This window comes from Candidatus Methanoperedens nitratireducens (genome assembly GCF_000685155.1).
Classification (GTDB): domain Archaea; phylum Halobacteriota; class Methanosarcinia; order Methanosarcinales; family Methanoperedenaceae; genus Methanoperedens; species Methanoperedens nitratireducens.
The window spans coordinates 47,654-64,391 of the sequence record NZ_JMIY01000004.1; the positions used below are offsets into that span (position 1 = coordinate 47,654).

Genomic DNA, 16,738 nt, shown 5'->3' on the forward strand with positions numbered 1-16,738 from the left:
TTCTCCTTTGATTGCATTAATATGTATATTAGTTTTGTTAATTGTATTCTCTAAAACATCAAAAGAATCTGGCTACCATGAGGCTGAACTCAAACAGGATCACAAGTACTGCAGCCACGATCAACTCAGAAAATATTGTTGGGTCTGGCGATATAAATAATGAAACTGCCAGAAGAGCACCGTATATTATCTTTCGCTTTCTTTTTAGAGGCTCAAGTTTCAAGAGATCCATCTTTAAAGCAAATATCAGCAGGAGAGGGAACTGGAAAATAAGACCGAAACCCACAACAAGCGTAATCATCGTGTAGATCGCCTTTATAACTGAGATCTGCGGGGCTGCTACATCGATTGAATAAAAGACTGTATATTTAAACGTGAGAGGCACGACAACAAAGTAAGCAAGTGCTGCACCCGCTGAGAATAGAATGAAGGAGAGAGGTACAATCTTGATAAAGAATCGTTTTTCATTCTCGTACAGTCCTTTTCCTATGAACATGAACGCCTCGTACATTATGAGCGGTATCCCAAAAAAAAGCGCACATGCCAGGGAAAAGGTCAGTTTTGTCATGAGCACCTCCATCGGAGAATACATGACCATGGGCACAGTTACCACCTCCTCCGGTATCAATCTCAACGCCTGTTTCCATATCAACTGCAGCAACTCGCCAGAGAACATGAAAGCAACTACTGTAATAATAACGATCGGAACTGCAGTAATGATCATCCTTGATCGCAGTTCTTTTATATGTTCAACAAGCGGTAGCTCTTCGTCGCCCGGTACAGTGTTCATTTAAGTCTACTGATCCTTTATTAATAATAAATATGATGCAGAGAAAGCTATAGATACAGTGGTAGATATTTACTTGTGAAAATTAACCAGCTTAATGAGAGGGCATTGATTGCGCATATCTCCAGGTTACTTGCAAGGCCAGGAGATAACGTCGTCATAGGGGCTGGTGAGGATGACTGCGCTGTGCTTGATATTGGTATCGGGGATTATATCGTCATAACTACCGATATGCTCCACCGAAAAACAGATTTTCCATTCCAGATGAGCGGCAGGCAGATCGGATGGATGTCGGTCGCGGTAAATCTGAGCGATCTTGCTGCTAAAGGTGCAAGACCTATCGGTGTTGTAATGGCAATGGGCATACCGCCTGATACTGAACTTGAATTTGTCGATGAAATAGTAAAGGGAATGGATGAGTGCGCCTCAAAATACGGGACGCAGATCATTGGCGGTGATACGGACGCACATGATGAACTGACAATGGCAGGTACTGCGCTTGGCACCGTGAGAAAAGAACTGCTTATTCGCAGAAGCGGGGCAAAGGTAGGGGATATCGTATGTGTGACAGGATACCCTGGCTCTGCTGGAGCAGCTCTTTTTGCTCTGAATAGGGGAATACCACCCGGTCAGGAGGTATTAAAGGCATTGTTTGAGCCCGTACCCAGAATATACGAGGGTATTGCCCTTGCAGAATCCCGCTCGGTTACATCTATGATGGATATCAGCGACGGGCTTGCACTGTCACTTCATGATATGAGCAGGGCAGGCAATGTGGGTTTTAAAATATATGAGAGCAAATTGCCTGTCCTGCCATATGTTAAAAAGCTATTGAAAGGCGATGAACTGCTGGAGGCAGTGGTTTTTACAGGTGGGGATTTTGAGCTCTTATTCACCGTGGCTCCAGATAGGATCGATAGAGTGAGAAGAAGCTGTCCTCTAACTGCTATCGGTGAGGTTATTGACAGAGGAGTATTTATTGATAGGGCAGGCAGGCTGGAAGAGCTAAGAGCACGGGGGTATGAGCACTTTAAGCCAGCCTTATAGTCTCAAGGTTCATCGGGGCCCGGGTCTCTATCTTGAACTTTCTGTATATTGAGCTTGCAAGATCCATACAGTTCTTCTCATCCCCGTGCTGGGTTATGATATGTTCTGCCCTCGGTCTCATCCTTCTGACATATTCCAGAAGCTGTACTCTATCCGAGTGGCCTGAGAATCCATCAACCGTATCTATACGCATATTGATCTTGATAGTCTCTGTCCTACCTCCACCTGCATACACGGGTACCTCTTTCCATCCTTTCTGAATGCGCCGTCCAAGTGTTCCTTCTGCCTGGTAGCCTACAAAGACCATGGTGTTCCTCTCCTCAGGACCGAGCGATCTTAAGTATTCCATGACTGGTCCACCGTTGAGCATACCTGAGGTTGCCAGGATAATACAGGGTTCACGACTATCGATTATTTTCTGACGCATCTCCTTTGAATCTACCTGAACAAAGCATTTTGAAAGGAACGGGTTCATTCCCTTATGGAATATCTGGTTTCTAAGTTCATTGTTTAGATATTCAGGGTGTGTTGTATGAATTGCTGTTGCTTCATAAATCATACCATCAAGATAAACAGGAACATTCCCAATTAATTCCTTACGTATAGCTTCCTCAAGCACAATCATGACTTCCTGGCTTCTTCCCACGGCAAAGGTCGGTATAAGCAGACATCCTCTATTCTCAAGGGTCTCTTTTGCTAACTGCTGCATGTGCCGCTCAGCATCTTTTCTTGAGGGCTGCATATCCCTTGATCCACCATACGTTGCTTCCATCACAACTGTTTCTATGCGTGGAAAATCAGCAACGGCAGGATCAAACAGCCGTGTCTTCTCGTACTTGAAATCACCTGTAAAGGCAATATTGTATAGACCGTCCCCTACATGGAAGTGCGCTACCGAGGAGCCCAGTATATGTCCTGCATTATGCAATGTCAATTTCATATCCGGGCCGATATCGGTGACATCGCCATAGTTCAATGTTATCGTGTGTTTTAGAACCTCACGGATCATGGCCGATTCATAGGGGATCTTCCTTCCCTCACGGGCAGCCACATCGATATAATCTAATTGGAGCAGTGCCATCAAATCGCGTGTAGGGGGAGTGCAGTAAACCGGTCCCTCGAACCCGTACTTGTACAGTAAGGGCACAAGTCCTGCATGATCAAGATGTGCATGTGTCAGGATTACTGCGTCTATCTGACCTATCGGATGCACTTCAGGTACGTAGAGATAAGGTGTACCGTTCTCATCTCCGCTCACTGAAACCCCGCAGTCAATTAGTATCCTGGTCTCAGGGGTTGATAGTAAGAAGCAACTGCGTCCAACCTCACGGCAGGCACCCAGGGTTGTCAATCTTACCCATTTATCTTTGGATGATACTCCGCGGTGTATCTTCCTGCCTATTGTTTTCAGTATAGCCTTACGTTCATCTTTATTGGCACGCATGAACTGGCGTATGTTGCTCACTGTAGCGGACTTCATGGGAGGCGTACGAACTACCTTTGGTGTCCATCCGATCTCTTTTGTGATCTCCCTCAGTGTTTCACCGTGTCTGCCTATTACAAGACCTGGTTTTTCAGCTTCAATTATGACCTCACCTGTATCCACATCAAAATAATGGTTTGAGATACCGGACTCAGGAGGGACAATTTTTGAGATTGAGGTAATTGCTCCCTCTGGCTGGGCAAGAACCTTTGGATCCGGTCTCACAACCAGTCGTTTTCTCAGATCCTTTGCAAGAGATTTTATAAGGTCGCCGCTATCTGCGAATTTTCTTGGCTCTTCTGTATAAATAACCAGCTCTGGTCCCTCAAAATCTACATCCGATATGGTTATATCTTTAGGAAGTTGTGCTCTTATTTTCTGTTTTAAGTCGTTAAGTACTTCATCAACTGTCATCGTTGTTCTCCTTCAAAAATTGGGAAAAATAAAAATAAAATCTTTAAGATTTTATAGTCTCAAGTAATTTTTTAATCTCGTTTTCTTCTAACTCTTTATAGCCCTCAGCAGTTATTGTTATTACACGTATGCCATCGCCTGATGCAGAATCGCGCTTCATGACATTATGCAGGGCACGTACGACCAGCTTAATTCCATCCTCAATCGGCATCTTTTCAACATATCTATCTTCAAGTATACCGTATGCGATTGGTGAACCTGATCCTGTCGCTACTGCTTTCTTCTCTTCGATTACTCCACCGATAGCATCCAGTGAATAGATGCTCGGTCCGTTTTTATCTACTCCACCGACAAGAAGCTGGACAAAGAATGGATAATACCTTGAACTGTTCAGGATATTAGCAAGTAAACTTACTACTCCTTTTACAGTCATAGGTTCTTCCCTGCGCATTTTATAGAGCTTGGCCTCGACCTGCATCCACTTTACAAGCCTCTGGGCATCTCCTACCGATCCTGCGGTGGTCATAGCTATAGTGTCATCGATTTGATAGATCTTCGTGGCATCCTTACTTGCAATAAAGTGTCCCATAGTAGCCCTTTTCTCGGCAGCTAAGACTACACCTTTATCGCAAACTAACCCAATTGTAGTAGTTCCTTTATATTGCATGTTGTCCATTTTTAAATACCTCTCAAATACCTCATTAGTAAAAAATGAGAAAATTAGCAATCTATAATTCGTTTATAGATATTTAAAGGTTTTTGCCTTTAAATATACAACGGATTATATATTCATTCCTTCTTCTAATAAGTCTTAGCCATTATCGCCATGTGCTGCGTTTCTCTCTTGCATACAGGACAAATTCCAGCGCCTCTGCCAGGCTCGCCTTCAGGAATGCCAAGAATACCTGCACCGACAGCATTTTCCATCGAAAGCCCGCATTCACGTTCGCCGCACCACGGTATCCTGGCGATACCCTCCGGGATTTTATCCCTTACTTCTTCTATTGTTGTACAATCGAATATGCGCTCTTTTAATGATTGCTCAGCTTTTTTAAACAAATTGCCGTGGATATCCTGGAATCGCTTCTTTATCTCTTCTGCAATATGATCCAGCGGGATTGTCTCCTTGCTTCCGCTATCCCTTCTGGCAACAGTGGCCACATTATTTTTAAGATCGCGCGGGCCGATCTCCACTCTTAGCGGCACGCCCTTCATCTCCCATTTGTAATACTTGGCCCCGGGGCGCTCATCACTCTCATCAAGAACCACGCGGATGCCCCCTGCCCTCAGAGATTCCGCAACAGCACGGCATGCCTGAGTTATCTCATCGCTCTTTCCGAACAGGATCGGGATGACCACAACCTGGATGGGTGCAACCTCTGGCGGGAATATCAGTCCTTTATCATCCCCGTGAACAGAGATCAGTGCAGCTATGCACCGCTCTGATATCCCGTAGCAGGTCTGCTGGGCGTACTGCTGCTCTCCGTTTATGTCCTCATACATGATATCAAACGTTTTTGCGAAATTGTTCCCAAGATGATGTGCAGTTCCTATCTGCAGCGTTTTGTTATCTGGCATCAGCGTGTCCACAGCCATTGTGTAATCTGCCCCCGGGAATTTATCCCAGTCCGGGCGTTTTGAGACTATAGTGGGGATTGCCAGCCGCCTGTATAACTCCTGATAGATGCGCGTCGCTTCTTTTACCTGTTCTGATGCCTCATCCCATGTGGCATGCACTGTATGGGCTTCCTTGAATGACGTTATCTCGCGCAGGCGGATAAGGGGACGTGTGTGTTTTGTCTCGTACCTGAATGTATTCACAATCTGGTAGATCTTAATCGGCAGATCGGCATGGGAGCGCACCCACACTTTATACATAGGATAGATAGCCGTCTCACTTGTGGGACGCAGGGCAAGTGGGATATCAAGTTCATTTTGACCTCCGCGTGTGACCCAGTAGACCTCATCTTCAAAACCCTTGATATGTTCTGCTTCCTTCATGAACTCGGTCTCAGGGATCAGCAGAGGAAAAAGCGTCTCCTGATGGTCTTTATCAAGCAGCTCACGTATGATCGCGTACGTTCGCTTCCGTACCTCAAAGCCAAAAGGGAACCAGACATACAGCCCTTTTACGGGGTAACGCACATCCATTATCTCCCCTATCATAAGGATTTCATTATACCATTCGCTGAAATCTGATTTCTTAGGAAGTGCTGTCTTCTTTTCTTCGATCTGCTTTTCTGCCATGAACGTCACCGTATGGGGTGTTACTATGTCTTATTAGCTATAAGACTTTAGCATTTTGAAAAATAGCCACAAGACTATTATTAACCTTTACCATAGAGTACAGAGATTTTTATGAATGATGTTAATATTGTTCTGGAAGTAGATGGGAAAAAAATCCCGCTGAATGAATTTGTCAGGAAGATGTTGTGCGGAATGGTAGCAGGTTCGATTAATGCTCTTCATGGTGTAGATGAGAACTGGAAGACAGCAAACATCAGTATTAAGAGATAGAGCAGATATACACTTTTGATTTCTATGCTTTATTTCTGTGCTTTGCAGCCAGATTCGCGATCCTTGCTGCAAAAGCACCGGCAACAAACCCTGCATCTATATTTACCACTGTTAGAACAGAGCAGGACTGGAGCATAGAAAGAAGTGCTGCTTCGCCTTTACCTCCTGCGCCGTAGCCTGTTGAGACCGGAACCCCGATAACAGGTGCATCGATCAGCCCTGATACGATCGCCGGGAGCGTGCCCTCACGGCCTGCGGCAACAACAACGGCATCCACGCCTGCCTCAACAAGCCCTGTTAATCCGGGGAACAGTCTATGTATCCCTGCTACACCGACATCATATATTGTAGTGACTGCGCAGCCCATCTCCTGTGCTATTACCTTTGCCTCTTCTGCAACAGGAATATCAGCCGTACCTGCTGAAATAACACCTACCCTTCCCCCTGTTCTATCAACAGGATTGCCTATAACAACAACCCTGGCACGCTCTGAGTATCTAATATCCATCCCCATCTCTTTTGCCAGTGACCCCAGTGCCTGATAGTTCTCATCACTGATCCGGGTTATAATAACTCTTCCTTCATTTTTTAAATGAACCCGTGCTATGGATACAACCTCATCGCAGGCCTTGCAATCAGCTATTATAGCCTCAGGAATACCTGTCCGCTTTGAGCGGTGGATATCCACCCTGGCAATATCCGATAATAGTTCAAAATTAGTTATCCGAAGGGTGCGTTCAGCTTCTTCAAGACTTATCTCATTATTTTTTAGTTTTTTCAATGTATCTGATAAATCCATATGCTAAAGTAGGCCTTCATATGGATTAGTCTTGTGCACATAAAATATAAAAAGGATCCAACAATGCTCTTTTGCCGGATCTATGCTTTTATCTTTTTATCTTTATGATCGCATGGGACCCCGTAGTCACATGCACGCGCCTCTTCCCATTTCCTGTTAATGATGCGTGTAACGCAGTCTATTCTTGAGTTCTTACACTGCATGTTATCACCCTTTCTCACACTATCTGGTCTATTATTGAGATATTAGGCCCTCTTGGTATCCTGGATCTTCCAACGGGCACAGGAGAACCGGTGCGTGAAGATTCTTTAACTCTACTGCTGCCTGGCCCCATGATCTGGGCTGATTTGATACCGGTCATTATAGCCATGCACCGCACTTTACTCTCGTAATCCTTCCTTACCCTGGCGCCCCAGATCACATTGGCATGGGAATCAAGTTCGTAAGTCAGTGAAGATGCGATCTGTTCAGCCTCATGGAGAGACATATCAGTTCCTCCTGTGATATGCAGCAGACACCCGGTTGCCCCATTTGTGTCCACATCAAGCAGTGGATGGTTCAGTGCTGCCCTTACGACCTCTTTTGCCTTATCCTGCCCTTTTGCTTCTCCGACAAGCATTACAGCAAGCCCTCCGCCCTTCATTATAGCCCTGACATCAGCATAGTCAAGGTTGATCAACGATGGCTGTGTTATGGTTTCGGATATACCCTTTACAGTTTCTGATATCAACTGGTCCATTACCGAGAATGCCTGATCAATCGGAAGGTTTGGTACGTAATCCAGCAGCCTGTTATTGTCAAGTACAATGACTGTATCTGCTGAGTTCCTTAGATCATCAAGGCCCTCTTCTGCTTTGATCATCCTTGCTCGCTCGACCCTGAACGGGCTTGTCACCATACCGATAACGATCGCTCCCTGGTCTTTGGCGATCTGTGCGACCACAGGAGCTACACCTGTTCCTGTTCCGCCGCCCATACCTGCGGTGACAAATACAAGGTTTGCGTTCTTCAGTACCTCTTCAAGCGTTCCTCTTGCAAGTTCAGCAGCTCTCTTTCCGACCTCAGGGAATCCGCCTGCCCCGAGTCCTCTTGTCAATGATTTACCTATCAGGATCTTCTTATCCGCCTGAGTGATATCAAGGTGGATCTTATCCGTGTTTATTGCGATCGTATCTGCGCCGGCTACGCCTATGTTGTATAGGCGGTTTACTGTGTTGTTACCACCGCCGCCGCATCCGACCACAACGATCTTTGGTGTCCCGAAATCTTCAACCTCGTCCATTGCGCCTGTCGCAGCTCTCTTCAACTGCTGTTCTTTTTCTGCCATTTTAAGAGCATCTTGTACAAATGATTCCATTTTTCATCCCCTCTAGTTTTCTATTGTTCGTCCTTTAAGCGCAGGAAGCTATCAGCATTTTTTGATTGTTCTTGCGCTTTCTCGAATAGTTTTATCCTGCCGACCAATTTTTCACTTCTCTGATCGATCAAGTCCCTTATAGCCGTCCTGATTGCTTCACTTGCGGACGGAAATTCACCATACTCGACCAGCATATCGATCATTTTTAATTGCTGTTCCGGGAGCCTAAGTGTTATTCTTTGCATTTGCATTCTTGGTATCTCCCTCGGCAGTAGACATATACCTGTACGCCTCGTATCAGACACTTGTCTGACATTTGTCTGACACATGTATTACACTATACTATATAAGTTTACCTATTAAATATCATCATTATGATCATAGATTTAAAATATTAACCCGGCATTGATAGAAAACCAACAAAACTTTAAGCTTGATTATCATGTAGATACACGAAAGTGATAGAATGCAGATTCTACTTATCCATTCTGATTATATAGAGTACGAAACAAAAAGAAGCACACCGGTTGCTGAAAAAATAGAGGACAGCCTCAAAAAAGGACGCATGGAAGAAGCTGTGGCTGTTTTTGTGGCGGTCGAGAGAGATGATGAAGGAAATATTGAATACGCAACCTGTAAAGCTTTTGAGGAGATAAAAAAAGTCGCAGAGCAGGTTAAGACGAATCGTATAATGCTCTACCCGTATGCACATCTCAGCTCAAGTCTAGCATCCCCGAAAGCCGCAGTTGATACACTAAAGAAACTTGAGGGATTGCTTAAAGAAGCTGAATTTGAAGTAAAACGTGCACCTTTTGGCTGGTACAAATCCTTTACTATAAAATGCAAGGGGCATCCCCTATCAGAGCTCTCAAGAACAATACGGGCAGGTGAGAAAAAATGCGCAGCAGTAGTAAAGGAAAAAGAGGAAGTGGTCTCAGAGGCATTAAAATCCGAGGCAAAGGCAACATCGTACTGGTATATATTAACACCACGGGGAGAACTAATAAAACCCGATGACTTTGATTTTAGCGGACACGGTAATCTTGCGAAGTTTGTGAATTATGAGATCCATAAGAGCAGGGCAGTTGATAAGATACCCCCGCATGTAGAGCTTATGAGGCGGCTTGAACTTTCTGATTATGAACCTGGCTCTGATCAGGGGAATATGCGTTTCTATCCCAGGGGAAGATTAATGAAGAGCCTGCTTGAGAATTATGTCCTGGAAGAGGCTGCAAGGAAGGGGGCAATGGAAGTCGAAACACCCCTGATGTATGATATGAACCATCCCACACTGAAGAAATATCTTGACCGTTTCCCTGCCAGGCAGTACTCAATAGAAGCTGATAAGAAGCAGCTTTTCCTGAGGTTTGCGGCATGCTTTGGCCAGTTCCTTATGAACCATGACATGACCATATCATATAAGAACCTCCCGCTTAAGATGGTTGAGCTTACCCGCTACAGCTTCAGGAAAGAGCAAAGCGGGGAACTTGTGGGGCTGAGGCGGCTTCGGGCATTCACCATGCCTGATATGCATACGCTCTGTAAAGATATGGATGAGGCGATACGCCAGTTCAATGAGCAGTACAATATGTGTATAGATGTACTCTCAGACATCGGTTTAGACCTCTCAGATTATGAGGTAGCTATCCGCTTCACACGGGATTTTTATGAAGAGAATAAGGATTTCATAGTCGGGCTTGTAAAGACTGTGAACAAACCTGTACTGATAGAGCTCTGGGACCAGAGGTTCTTCTATTTTGTCCTCAAGTTCGAGTTCAATTATATTGATGCCATGGACAAGGCAAGTGCACTTTCTACAGTCCAGATCGATGTCGAGAATGCTGAAAGGTACGATATAAAGTATATTGACCCGACAGGAGAGGAAAGAAGGCCGCTCATCCTGCACTGCTCACCGAGCGGGGCTATTGAGAGATGTATGTATGCACTTCTTGAGAAGGCATATATGAATTCAGAAAAAGGTATCGTCCCCATGTTCCCTGTCTGGCTCTCCCCAACGCAGGTGCGCATAATCCCTGTTACACAGAAGCATATCGAGTATGCCGAAAAAGTGGCAGAAGGGCTGGACTGCAGGGTAGATATTGATGACCGGGAAGAGACAGTGGGCAAGAAGATACGCGATGCTGGAAAAGAGTGGGTCCCGTATGTCGTGGTTGTTGGTGATGAAGAGGTAAATAGTGGTAATATCACTGTTACGATCAGGAGTGAATCATTACCCAACAAACCTGCAAATGTAAAGATGACCGTACAGGAACTCAATGAGAGGGCATCAGATGAGATCTCCGGTCTCCCGTACAGGGGACTCGCACTTGCGGCCCGGTTATCTGCAAGGCCGAGATTTATGTAATCAGGGTTAACTTTAATACTTTAGGAACTTATTCAGTTAATCATGCCTTGCGAAGATTTCACTGAAAAAATTGGTGATTATAAGAACCTGCGCAAACAAAAAAAGCTTTTCGGGACATTTGGTTTTCGCGGTATAGTGAATGAGGGAATGGACGCAAATAAGGTAAAACAGGTTGGTGCAGCCCTGGCAGTATACCTTGGTGAGGGTAAGACCGTTGCCATAGGAAAAGATCCAAGGATCTCCTCAGATATGCTTGAGGAGGCATTGGTCGCCGGGATCACAGACCATGGGTGCAATGCACTGACCCTGGGTATAATAACGCCAAACACGCTCTCTCTTGAGGCGGGCAGGCAGGCTGATGCTGGCGTGATGATCACAGCCTCACACAATCCACCCGAGTACAACGGTATAAAGTGTCTGGGTAAAAGTGGAAGGGGTTTTTCTCCAGAAGAGGACCTTGCCCTTGAGAGGATATATTTTGGTGACCTGAATAAGATAACAAAAAAAGGAGAAAGATTGAGAGATAACGGAGCCAGCGATAGGTACCGTGCTCACATAGTCAGGTATGTCACAGGGCTATTTCCCACAACACCTATGAGACTCGTGGTTGATGGCGGAGGAGGCTCAGCATCATCTGTGACGCCCGAAACACTTGAGAGATTGGGGCACAGGGTGATCAGGTTCAACTGCGAATACGACGGCATGTTCAGGGAGAGGAATCCTGAGCCTACAGACGCAAACCTTGAAAAACTCAAAAAACTTGTGATAAGGGAGGGCGCAGATTTTGGGGTTGCACATGATGGCGACGGGGACAGGACTGCATTCGTGGATGAGAAAGGAAGATTCGTTCAGGGAGATATCTCTGCCGCGATAATCGCAGACCATGTACTGCGCCAGAGCAAAGATAAAGAGAAGAAGATCGCTGTGACGATAGCGTTCTCCAACCTCATAGAACACGTTGCAAAAACCCTCGGCGCAGAAGTGATCTATACCCCTGTCGGTGAGCCGTATCTTGCGCAGGCAAAACTGCTATGTGGCGCTCAGATAGGTCTTGAAGAACATGGCTCAGTACTGCTTGAGTGGAGCCGTGAAGGCCCTATGCTCGCAGGACTGATGGCAGGGATACTATCGAAGGAAGAGAAGAGTCTATCTGAGCTTGTTGCTTCATATCCAGGATATCACCAGATAAAAGATGCAAAAATACTTCCTGAGGGTATGGATACGCAGGCAGTTCTTGATGGATTGAAGCAGGAGATACCAGGGGACTATGAGAGTGCCACGGATATGGATGGTATAAGAGTGGATTATACAGACGGATGGTTCCTTGTGAGGGCAAGCGGGACAGAGCCAAAGGTAAGGGTTTTTGCAGAGGGCAGGACTGAGGATATAGCGAGAAGGCTTAACAGGACTGCAATGGAAGGATTAGAGAGAGCAGTTGGGGCATTTCACAGAATTTGATAAAGATTGGTATAGAGGACAATGCCACATTTGGAACACATTATCAGTATGGTGAAAACCCAAAAAATGAGAGTGTAACTGTACAGTTTAGCGTGTATGAAAAAATAAACAATGTGAATATAGAAATTCTTTTTTCTGATGGAATGTGGTTCACTAGGATGGAAAATGAATAAATCGTGGGCGATATTGCTGAATTAAATAGAGATGCCTATATAGAAGCGTTCAAGGAAAAATTAGTTAAATCATGAAACTTTCTATTTACGCTAAAAACATGAAGAAGCGATATAAACAGAACAATCACGGGTCAATGAGGCGTACATCACGGATATATCTGAATGACCTTAACAAATCGAAATCCGATACAATGAGAGTGTTCCTTAATTTATATCAAAACATAATCAACTACTGCATCTGTCTTTTCTGGTCAGCATCCGACTTCACGGAAAATTTAGCAGATAAGGGCATAACTAAATCAATAGAGGAACGATTTGGAGTAACCGCAAGATTGAGCCAGTGTACATCGAAACAGGCTAAAGAAATAGTCCGCTCGCAGATGAAAAAAAGTAAAAGGTCTCAAAGGATGCCGAGATTTAAATCACATATGGCTAACCTGGACAGCAGGTTTGTGGAGATAGAGAAATTCAACGGTCATTTCGAGATTTGCATTAAAACAGGTTCTGGTGTACCAAAAATGGTAATTCCATTCAACTGGACTAAACATACAAACAAATTCAGGGATAATGGCTGGACGTTATCTAACTCGGTGCGGCTCGGTTATGATAAAAAAGGAATATTTATTGATCTAATTTTTGAGAAAGAGAAAACCCCATTAAGGCAGGAAGGCAATGTCATGGGAGTCGATAGGGGATTCAACTGCATGATAGCATGTTCTAATGGACAGATGATAGGAAAAGGACTGAAAGAAATAATCAAGAAGGGTGGAAAAAGAAGAAAGAGTTATCATCATTTTATAGAGACAGAAACGAACAGGTGTCTTAAGCAGTTAGACACCGACAACATCAAACTTATTGCTCTTGAAGAACTCAAGAATGTAAAAGCCAATAAGCGTGGAAAGTTTTCACGTAAAGTTAACAGGCTTCTATCTTTTTGGCATTATGCCAGGGTCGGCAAACGATTAGAACAGCTTTGTGAAGAGAAGGGGATATGCATAGCACATAAGAGTCCTTGGAAAACTTCGCAGAGATGCTCTGTTTGTGGCAACATCGATAGAAGAAATCGCAAAGGTGAGAGGTTTTTGTGTCTTAAATGCGAATCTGAAATGAATGCAGATTATAATGCATCCAAGAATCTTGAACTTCTGGGATTGGCGGGAGTCTATAGTCTCCGTTCACTGACAAACAACTTTGTGGGGAATAAATCTCTATGAATGTTGTAACTATTTATACCTGAAAGAAGAAAAACCTGATTAATGGCAAGATTAGTGTGGGCCGGTACAGTACTTGTAGTGATAGTTATATTAAGCGCTGTATTAAGCGGGTGTATACAAAGACCCGAGCAGCAATCGAACTCAACGCAATCAGATGAGATGACGCTCAGGGATAGTTTTCCTGATGGTAGACCTGAACTTAGATGGGCATTTTTTCCATACTTCAATCTGGATAATCTTGAAGGAAAAAGAGACAATAACGCACCTGATGGAGATAACGGCATCGGTGCATTGAGTAATGCAAATGCAGGGGGGTTTGCAAGTTTGAGCTATGCTGTTACAGGAGAGGTAAATAACTTCTATCTTGAAGCAATGATCTACTGCCCTGTTACAGAAGGTGACACAGGCCAGTTGTCAGGAATAGCTTTTCTTATAAACCCGGTGGAGGGTAATTTCTACAGGTTCGTCTGTGATTTCAAATCCTCTGACCCGACACTGAACATTGCCTATGTTGGACTGGATACAAGGAATTTCCCTGTTTATCTGAAGTTCTGGGACCCCGGGGGAATTCCAGGTGGAGTTCCGAAGGAAGAGGGCTGGCATAAGATGGCTGTACGGGTTAAAGACGGAAAGGCGACGGCATACTGGAATGGGAATGAACTGGAAGGCAGCCCGGTTAATGTTGATAAGATCCCGGGAGGGTTTGTCGGAGTTTACACAAATTATGTCGGAGGGCTCGGGAATGCAACCACAAAGGTGGATAGCTTTATCCTGAAGGTGGAATGACAGCATTTTCATTCATATTCTACTATTTTTATAGCTTTTATTCCATTATCCCATATATAAGCCCTCATCCCATCGGCGCCTGCGATAAGCCATACTGATGTAACGTTCTCCATTGTCTCCCTGTCCCAGAGCGAAGGAACGGCAGACGAGACAGGGTGGGTATGGTATATCCCGATGATCTCTTTGCCCTTTTTCTCAGCATCGTTCCAGGCATCATAGTGTTCCTTCGGATCAAGCTCAAAACTCGTCCTTGTGCGCCTAACATTGGTTACAGGCAGGGCTTTTTCTACATGCGCCGTACTATCGTTGATAATCCCTATAAGTACGCCGCAGGCTTCATACGGCTTATTTGCTTCAAGCTCTTCCTGTATCAGCGCCATATCATGATGTGAGATTTTGATTTCATAAATCATATATTAATTAAGACTTTTCAGGAGATTAAAAACCTTCTCAGTATCAGAAGCTTGATTTTCTTCAATGCTGGGAGAAATGTGCTCAAGTTTTTCAGTCATCTATACCTCTTTCATGAGGTGCTGATATACTCTATCCATAAGTTTGTGATAATCCTCAATTACCCTGAGATATTCTCTTAAGAATTTCCAGAATATCTCAAAGCTGTATTCAAATCTTTGAATAGCTGCATCCCTTACTATTACAGAGTAGGGGGTGTCTATTATCTCTTTTAAGGTTATTAATGCCTTTCCTGCATCTTCTGCTGTTAACTTCAGCTTTTCCATAATACTCCTTCTTTCAGTGCTTTTTCTCTGAAAACCTTTGAAACTTTAGAAAGGTTCACCACTTCAACTTTATATGGAATATTCATCTCCTCAAGTTTTTCTTTTAAAAGAATTAATTTTTTCTTGCTGTACTCATTCTTTGGGAGTATGCCTATATCTATATCAGAACGTCTGCTGTAATCTCCCCTTGCTCGTGAGCCAAAGAGAATGATCATGACATCTTCTCCCCTCAAAGCATCGAGTACAGTTTTTTTTACCTGTTCCAGGCTTTCCTCGTAAATATCTGATATCAGCATTTTATACGCTCATCTGCGGTTCCATATTCAAAGGTCGATATGAGGGTTAAGGTCGCACCCTGTGCACGGCAAGCACATGGTCTTCGCCGCACCTGCATCTAATCCGTATTTATCCAGGATTCTTCGCGCCATTTTTGTAAGTTTCAGCAATCTCTCTTTTGTCGGGCGTTCTGCTTCCAGTTCCCCGAACCGCAGGGGATGAACTCCTACTGCCCTTAGTATCGGAATAACACCTATCTTTGCAAGTTCCTCATACTGCTCTTCTACAATCTCATCAGTCTCTCCGAGCCCGACTATAAAGTTCGTGAACACATAGTTTTTTCCGAATATACTGACAGCATCCCTCAGGCACTGGAGCGTGAAATCAAGAGGAGGTTTTTTACAGTACCTGTCGTAGATCTCCCTGTCCATGGTCTCCACATTGTATTTGATCTCACTTGCCCCTGCCTCTTTTAACAGGCGGGATGAGTCTTTTGTGGGATAGACAGAGACGCCTATTGGAACATTGTATTTCCTTAATGCTCTGACCAGGAGAAGTGCCCTTTCCACTTCTTTCTCTGGCGATTCTTCAACTCCAGAGGTTATCGATATCCCTTTCATATTTCCAAGACTGTGTGCCTCTTCGACCAGTGCCAGCAGCTCATCGGTTGATTTGACCTTACCATCAAGCCTGGGGACAGGACAGAACTTGCAGTCGTAAATGCAGCGCTCGCTCATTGTGATATATGCCTGCTCAGGACAGTGGATAAGTTCCTCTTCAATAGTCCCCCTTACAAGCTCCCTGCCGCCTTTTAATATCACTATGTCGCCGTTATCTCTGATGGCCCGCAGAGGCGAGCCCTCGTCCATTACCAGCCTTACCCTGCGTTTCCCAGATCTGAAGAAAAAAGCCTTACCACCTGCACCCGGTCCTGCTGTAGGGATGGTAATCCTCCCAAGCAGGGAGCTATCTATATCAATAGCACCGATAGAAATAAGCTCGGCTTTGATTTCTGCGTTCATTTCCATGTTTTCAGGATACTTTTTTGATACATAAATACTTGTGGAATTCCAGTACTTCCGAATCCAGCAAAAATTATTTATATTCCGACATGCTAAGAATATATGGTACAGCAATTGTACTTTTGGAGGGGATTCGGTTAATAAAAGTGGAGGTAAAATATGGCAAGATATATGATAGAGGAGCCTCACACTCCAGAGGAGTGCTTGAAGGCGCTGGATGAAACGCTGGCAAAGGGATTGTTGGACAAAGCAGAGTTCGGATGCAATGCCGGAGTGCATACGAGCTGGACGATAGTGGAAGCT

At 44.5% G+C, this 16,738-nt stretch carries 19 protein-coding genes; 7 read left to right on the forward strand and 12 right to left on the reverse strand.

The window, feature by feature from the left end:
* Positions 1–58: 58 nt before the first annotated feature.
* Entirely contained in the window at positions 59–790 is a 732-nt protein-coding gene (gene tatC, locus ANME2D_RS08625) for a twin-arginine translocase subunit TatC (protein WP_048090710.1), read from the reverse strand.
* A gap of 75 nt (positions 791–865) precedes the next feature.
* Between tatC and thiL the strand changes: the two genes are divergently transcribed.
* Positions 866–1,834 (forward strand): thiamine-phosphate kinase, encoded by a 969-nt coding sequence (gene thiL, locus ANME2D_RS08630; RefSeq protein WP_048090712.1) that lies wholly within the window; start codon positions 866–868, stop codon positions 1,832–1,834.
* Here the strand turns inward: thiL and ANME2D_RS08635 are convergent.
* From ANME2D_RS08635 to proS, 3 genes are all read right to left on the reverse strand, one after another.
* Positions 1,818–3,731 (reverse strand): beta-CASP ribonuclease aCPSF1, encoded by a 1,914-nt coding sequence (locus ANME2D_RS08635; RefSeq protein WP_048090713.1) that lies wholly within the window; start codon positions 3,729–3,731, stop codon positions 1,818–1,820. The genes thiL and ANME2D_RS08635 overlap by 17 nt on opposite strands.
* Before the next feature lie 43 nt (positions 3,732–3,774).
* On the reverse strand, positions 3,775–4,407 hold the full coding sequence (psmB, locus tag ANME2D_RS08640) for an archaeal proteasome endopeptidase complex subunit beta (RefSeq protein ID WP_048090715.1): 633 nt from the start codon (positions 4,405–4,407) through the stop codon (positions 3,775–3,777).
* Positions 4,408–4,532: 125 nt separating this feature from the next.
* Positions 4,533–5,978: a proline--tRNA ligase gene (gene proS / locus ANME2D_RS08645; RefSeq protein WP_048090717.1), complete on the reverse strand. Its 1,446-nt coding sequence runs from the start codon at positions 5,976–5,978 to the stop codon at positions 4,533–4,535.
* 111 nt (positions 5,979–6,089) lie between these two features.
* On the opposite strand from proS, the gene ANME2D_RS18410 reads away from it, so the two are divergent.
* A complete protein-coding gene (locus ANME2D_RS18410) occupies positions 6,090–6,248 on the forward strand; it encodes a hypothetical protein (protein ID WP_198527388.1) in 159 nt (52 codons plus the stop codon).
* Between the two features lie 22 nt (positions 6,249–6,270).
* On the opposite strand, the gene larB is transcribed toward ANME2D_RS18410, so the two are convergent.
* From larB to ANME2D_RS17370, 4 genes are all read right to left on the reverse strand, one after another.
* A complete protein-coding gene (gene larB, locus ANME2D_RS08650) occupies positions 6,271–7,047 on the reverse strand; it encodes a nickel pincer cofactor biosynthesis protein LarB (protein ID WP_048090718.1) in 777 nt (258 codons plus the stop codon).
* Between the two features lie 80 nt (positions 7,048–7,127).
* The gene (locus tag ANME2D_RS18835; protein WP_277812927.1) at positions 7,128–7,250 is read right to left on the reverse strand and encodes a hypothetical protein; all 123 of its coding nucleotides are present in this window, start codon (positions 7,248–7,250) and stop codon (positions 7,128–7,130) included.
* A gap of 14 nt (positions 7,251–7,264) precedes the next feature.
* Entirely contained in the window at positions 7,265–8,404 is a 1,140-nt protein-coding gene (gene ftsZ / locus ANME2D_RS08655; protein WP_048090720.1) for a cell division protein FtsZ, read from the reverse strand.
* Between the two features lie 20 nt (positions 8,405–8,424).
* A complete protein-coding gene (locus tag ANME2D_RS17370) occupies positions 8,425–8,655 on the reverse strand; it encodes a ribbon-helix-helix domain-containing protein (protein WP_198527389.1) in 231 nt (76 codons plus the stop codon).
* Between the two features lie 215 nt (positions 8,656–8,870).
* Here ANME2D_RS17370 and ANME2D_RS08665 point away from each other — a divergent pair, with 215 nt between their 5' ends.
* From ANME2D_RS08665 to ANME2D_RS08680, 5 genes are all read left to right on the forward strand, one after another.
* Positions 8,871–10,769: a threonine--tRNA ligase gene (locus tag ANME2D_RS08665; protein WP_048090721.1), complete on the forward strand. Its 1,899-nt coding sequence runs from the start codon at positions 8,871–8,873 to the stop codon at positions 10,767–10,769.
* 42 nt (positions 10,770–10,811) lie between these two features.
* Complete coding sequence (locus ANME2D_RS08670; RefSeq protein ID WP_048090723.1) at positions 10,812–12,227, forward strand: phosphoglucosamine mutase; 1,416 nt, start codon at positions 10,812–10,814, stop codon at positions 12,225–12,227.
* A complete protein-coding gene (locus ANME2D_RS17965; protein ID WP_157834034.1) occupies positions 12,224–12,400 on the forward strand; it encodes a hypothetical protein in 177 nt (58 codons plus the stop codon). Before ANME2D_RS08670 ends, ANME2D_RS17965 begins: the two co-directional genes overlap by 4 nt.
* 71 nt (positions 12,401–12,471) lie before the next feature.
* Positions 12,472–13,614, forward strand: a complete 1,143-nt coding sequence (locus tag ANME2D_RS08675; RefSeq protein WP_052368727.1) for a zinc ribbon domain-containing protein — start codon at positions 12,472–12,474, stop codon at positions 13,612–13,614.
* A gap of 42 nt (positions 13,615–13,656) precedes the next feature.
* On the forward strand, positions 13,657–14,400 hold the full coding sequence (locus ANME2D_RS08680) for a hypothetical protein (protein ID WP_048090725.1): 744 nt from the start codon (positions 13,657–13,659) through the stop codon (positions 14,398–14,400).
* An 8-nt stretch (positions 14,401–14,408) separates the two neighbouring features.
* On the opposite strand, the gene ANME2D_RS08685 is transcribed toward ANME2D_RS08680, so the two are convergent.
* The 4 genes from ANME2D_RS08685 to ANME2D_RS08700 form a co-directional block, all read right to left on the reverse strand.
* Positions 14,409–14,813 (reverse strand): M67 family metallopeptidase, encoded by a 405-nt coding sequence (locus ANME2D_RS08685; protein ID WP_048090727.1) that lies wholly within the window; start codon positions 14,811–14,813, stop codon positions 14,409–14,411.
* 99 nt (positions 14,814–14,912) lie between these two features.
* Positions 14,913–15,137, reverse strand: a complete 225-nt coding sequence (locus tag ANME2D_RS08690) for a nucleotidyltransferase substrate binding protein (RefSeq protein ID WP_052368729.1) — start codon at positions 15,135–15,137, stop codon at positions 14,913–14,915.
* Positions 15,125–15,433: a nucleotidyltransferase domain-containing protein gene (locus ANME2D_RS08695; protein WP_048090728.1), complete on the reverse strand. Its 309-nt coding sequence runs from the start codon at positions 15,431–15,433 to the stop codon at positions 15,125–15,127. Before ANME2D_RS08695 ends, ANME2D_RS08690 begins: the two co-directional genes overlap by 13 nt.
* Positions 15,434–15,460: 27 nt before the next feature.
* Positions 15,461–16,435 (reverse strand): radical SAM protein, encoded by a 975-nt coding sequence (locus ANME2D_RS08700; protein ID WP_081810221.1) that lies wholly within the window; start codon positions 16,433–16,435, stop codon positions 15,461–15,463.
* Positions 16,436–16,738 lie beyond the last annotated feature (303 nt).